Origin of the sequence: Frankia sp. AiPs1, assembly GCF_023716945.1 — a bacterium.
Classification (GTDB): Bacteria; Actinomycetota; Actinomycetes; order Frankiales; family Frankiaceae; genus Frankia.
The window spans coordinates 1-4,799 of sequence record NZ_JAMQQF010000470.1 but is presented as its reverse complement, the minus strand read 5'-3'; the positions used below and the strand labels follow the sequence as shown (position 1 = coordinate 4,799).

Below are 4,799 nucleotides of genomic sequence, written 5' to 3'. Positions count from 1 at the left end.
GCGTTGTCGTCGGCCGGAGCCGGAGCCGGCACGGCCACTGCCGCGGCGGTCGCCGGCGAAGCGGGCCCGGGCGACGCGGTTGCCGGAGAGGCGGGCCCGGGCGACGCGGTTGCCACGGAGGCGGTTGCCGCGGAGGCGGTTGGGGCGGAGGCGGTTGGGGCGGACCGAGCTGGGCGATCGCCGTTGGGCGATGGCTGGTCCAGCGGCGGCGGGTAGTTGCGACCGTAGTTGGATCCGTCGATCCGCATGGTCATCACCGGCTTCCGGCGCCGCCCACCGGCGAAGGCGGGCGGCGGGTCGTCGAAGGTCAACGGAATGCCCTGGACGGCGAGCTGGCCGAGCGCGGACTGCAGCATGGCGTCGCCGTCCTGGCCCCGGCGGTCCAGGCTGATCGCGGCATGCTCCCGGCCGTCGAGGATCTGGTTGACCAGGCCGGTGAGGGTCCCGCCGGGGCCCACCTCGACGAAGGTCCGCACGCCGTCGGCGTACATGGTCTCGATCTGGTCGACGAACAGCACCTGCGCGGTGAGCTGGTCGACGATCCGCTCCCGGATCAGCGCCGGGTCGGTCGGGTAGGGCCGGCCGTCGGACCCGGCGATGATCTCGCAGCGCGCCGGGTGGATCTCCATGCCCTCGAGCACCTTGCGCAGCGGGTCGCGGGCCGCCGCGACCAGGGGGCAGTGGAATGCGGTGGCCGTCTCCAGCCAGCGCGTGGCGATGCCCTCGGCGGCGAGCTTGCCCTGCACGGTTTCGAGGGCCGCCGCCGCGCCGGACAGCACGAGCTGCCTCGGCGCGTTGTGGTTGGCCACCCAGACATCCCGGTCGGGCAGCCCGTCGAGGGCCGCCGCGACGTCGGCGTGCGCAGCGACGGCGGCGAGCATCCGCCCGCCCGTCCGCTCGGTGGTGTTGCGCAGCAGCTCACCGCGTCGGCGGGCGAGGATGATCAGCGACTCGGCGTCGAGGACGCCGGCGGCGCACAGGGCGGTCAGCTCGCCGAAGCTGTGTCCGGCCACGCAGGGTGGGCGCACCCCGTAGCTGTCGAGGACGGCGAGCAGGGCCAGCGAGTGCAGCGCGATCGCCGGCTGCGCCCACTCGGCGGCGGTCAGCGTGCTCTGCCGGGCGGCGCGCTCGGCCTCGTCGAAGGTCGGCGGCGGGAACACCACCTGGTGCAGCGGCGTGCCACCGAAACGCAGGCCGCCGAAGCGGTCCCAGACCTCCTGCGCGGCGGGGTAGCGCAGCGCCACGTCCGTGCCCATCCCGACGTACTGGCTGCCCTGGCCGGGGAAGAGGAACGCCGGCGGGGCCGCCGGCGGCGGCGCGGGCGGGATGCCGGTGCCGGACTCGTCGGTCGGGGCCGCCTGGTTCGGGGCCGTCTGGTTCGGGGCCGCGTAGTGCAGACCGCGGGGGTTGGCGAACGGCTCCCGTGGCCGCTGGCCGATCAGGTTGGCGGCCTGGTCGATCCGGGTGCCGAGCTGCTCGGCGGAGCCCGCGACCAGGGCGAGGCGGACCGGGCGGCGGGAGTCGAACTCGCGCCGGCTGGCCTGCGCGATTCCCGCGGTGGGCCGGGAGGTGTCGATCGCCCGCAGCGCGGCGACGATCTGCTCGGGCGTGTCGGCGCCGAACAGGACCAGCTCGCTACCGGCGGCCCGCGACGGGCGACGGCGCCGGACATGGTCGCCGTCGGTCTCACCGGAAGCTTCGGAATCGCGGGAAGCACGGTAATTACCGGAATCGCGAGAATCACCGGAATCGCGGGAATCGCGGGAGTCGCTGGAGTCGCTGGAGTCGCTGGAGCGGGCGACGGCCGGGACGGGGGCCTCCTCCAACGCGATGTGGAAGTTGATGCCGCCGAAGCCGAAGCTCGACACCGAGGCCCGCCGCGGATGGTCCGCCGGACGCACCCAGGGGCGGCCGACGGTGTTGAGGTAGAAGGGGCTGGAATCGAGCGCGAGATCGGCGCTCGGCTCCGTCACCTTGATCGTCGGCGGCAGGGTGTGGTGGTGCAGGGCGAGCACGGCCTTGAGCAGGCCGGCCGCGCCGGCCGCCGACTTCGTGTGCCCGATCTGCGACTTGACCGAGCCCAGCGCGCACCAGCGGTCGCCGGTGCGCTCGGCGTCACCGAACACCTCGGTCAGCGCGGTGACCTCGGTGCGGTCCCCGACGACGGTGCCGGTACCGTGTGCCTCGACGAGCCCGACCGTCGCCGGCCCGTAGCCGGCGTCGGCGTAGGCGGCCCGCACCGCCCTGACCTGGCCGCCCGGCGTCGGGGCGTAGATCGCCGCGCCGCGGCCATCCGACGACGAGCCGATCCCGCGAATCACGGCGTAGATCTTGTTGCCGTCCCGGCGGGCGTCGTCGAGTCGCTTGAGCGCGACCATCGCGACGCCCTCGCCGAGCAGCGTGCCGTCGGCCTGCGCGGAGAAGGGCCGGCAGTCCTCCGTCGGGGACAGGGCCGGCGTCTTGCAGAAGCTGACGAACGTGCACGGGTTGTTCAGCGCGTCGACGCCACCACTGATGATCATGTCGGCGCGGCCGAGGACGAGTTCGTTCACACCGGCCGACACCGCGGCCAGGGAGCTCGCGCAGGCGGCGTCCACGGTGTAGTTCACCGCGTGCAGGTTGAGCCGGTTCGCGACCCGGCCGGCGACGATGTTGCCCAGGCCGCCGGGCAGGGTGGCCTCCTGCCACTGCGGATAGTCCTTGAGCACGTGGTCGCAGGTCCGCCGGGCATCGGCGTCGGAGTAGCCGAGCTCGCGCAGCGCCTTGAACCACATGGGGCGACCCAGCCGCAGGTCGATCTCGCTGAGCAGCTCCAGGTTGCCGCTGCCGAGGATGCAGCCGATCCCGCCGCGGTCGGCGGTGTCGTACTCGTCGCCCAGGGCGTCGCGCAGCGTCTGGTCGGCGACCTGCAGGGCGAACAGCTGCGCGGTGTCGGTGGCCGGGACGGTGCTCGGCGGGATGCCGAACTCGGCCGGATCGAAGTCGATCGTCGGCAGGAACGAGCCGCGGCGCACGTAGGTCTTGTCGATCGCGGCCGGGTCCGGATCGTAGTAGTCCTCGACCAGCCAGTGGGAACGCGGCACCTCGGTGATCAGATCCTCGCCGCGGACGATGGAGTTCCAGAACCCGGCGGCATCCGTCGAGCCCGGCATGATGGCGCCCACTCCGACGACCGCGATCGGCGGTTGGGGCGGGGAGTCCGTTCGTCGCATGGTGTCCGTGTCTCCTTCCGGACCGGCCGGCCCTGTCCGGGTCGGCCGGCCGCGAGGTCAGCCAGCGGCGCCGAGCGTCAGCCGACGCGGCGGGAACTGAGCGACATCCACCGGCACCCCGAAGCTGCGCACCTGCTGGGCGCGGGTGACCACCGCCGCTCCTTCGAGGAGGTTCAGGGCGATCTGAACGACGCCGCGCTCCGCTGGCTGCGCGAGGAAGCTGCCGCTGATCCACCGGTTGAACGCGCCCATCGCCGGGCCGCACCAGATCTGGTAGTCGGTGCGTCGGCTCTGCTCGCCGGCGAGCGCCCACCGGCCGGAGTTCCCCAGATACCACCGGAACACCAGCGCCATCCGGTGCTTGGAATCGTGCAACGCCCGCTCCACCTGGCCGGGGTCGCGTTCGCCCCAGTACGCGGCGGTGCGGGCCCACACGTCGTCCAGGGACATGCCGAACAGGTCACGTTCGAGCTTCGCCCGTAGCTCGGGGGCGAGCTGCTCCAGGCTGTCGTGCCGGCGGTACGCCTCGAACAGCAGCCCGGCACGCGGGGCGAACATCGATCCGCGGCGCAACACCTGCACCTTGGCGCCGAGCTCGAACATGTCCGCGGCCGGGGCCAGCGCCACGTCGGCCAGGTCGGCGCCGGCGAGCATCGCCTTGGCGTCCGGCGACTGGCCGGACTCGACGCTGACCTGGTTCACCGAGCCGGTGAGCACGTAGGCGGCACCGAGCGCGAAGGCCGCCGCGACCGCCTGCGGCGTGCCCAGTCCCCCGGCCGCGCCCACCCGCACCGGCCGCGGGTAGTCGAATCGGGCGACGACCCGGTCCCGCACAGCCTGCACGGCCGGCACCACGATGGCCATCGGCCGGCCGTCGGTGTGCCCGGCGCTGTCGGCCTCGACCGTGATGTCCTCGGCGATCGGCAGGCCCGCGGCGAGCTCCGCCTCCGCCGCGGTGATCTGCCCGCCGTCGACCAGGGCGCGCAGGATCTCCCCCGGCGGCGGCGACATGAACTGCTCGGCCACCTCGGGCCGGGAGATCTTCGCGAACACCCGGGTGCGGCGCTCCACCCGGCCGTCGGGCGTGCGGCGCAACCCCGCCGCCGCGCAGCGGACCACCGCCGGTGTGATCGACATGAACGCCGACGCCGACACGCACGGCACCCCGTGGCGCAGCAGCAGGTCGGCCGTGGTGTTCTCCAACGCCGGGTCGCCTGGCGAGTGCAGTAGGTTGACCCCCCAGTTCGGCTGGCCCGCGAGCGTGTCGGCCAGGGTGACGACGGCCCGCTCGATCCGGTCGAGGCCCAGCCCGCCCGAGCCGAAGAAGCCGAGCATCCGGGCGCGGGCCATGGCGGTCACCATCGCTGTCGTCGCGATGCCGGTCGCCATCTCCCCGGCGATGTAGGGGAAACGCACCCCGTGTGCCGCCGCGAACGAGCGGTCGCCGAGCCACTCCGGGTAGAGGGCGGGCAGGAGGCCCACCACTACCGGGGCGGCGGGGTCCCCGGGGCCGACGTCACCGCCGAGCCCGAGGCCGAGACCGGCGCCCCGGCCGGGCACGGCGAGCAGGTGCACCGGCTCCCGCAC

Annotated in this window: 2 protein-coding genes; both read right to left on the bottom strand. The window is 73.8% G+C overall.

The genetic code is table 11. The features are described from left to right. Positions 1–3,212 (bottom strand): type I polyketide synthase (locus tag ND748_RS25460; protein ID WP_251748587.1); only part of this gene is annotated, 3,212 nt, incomplete at its 3' end. A 57-nt stretch (positions 3,213–3,269) separates the two neighbouring features. After that, on the bottom strand, positions 3,270–4,799 hold a 1,530-nt coding region (locus ND748_RS25455), incomplete at its 5' end, for a PfaD family polyunsaturated fatty acid/polyketide biosynthesis protein (protein ID WP_251748585.1).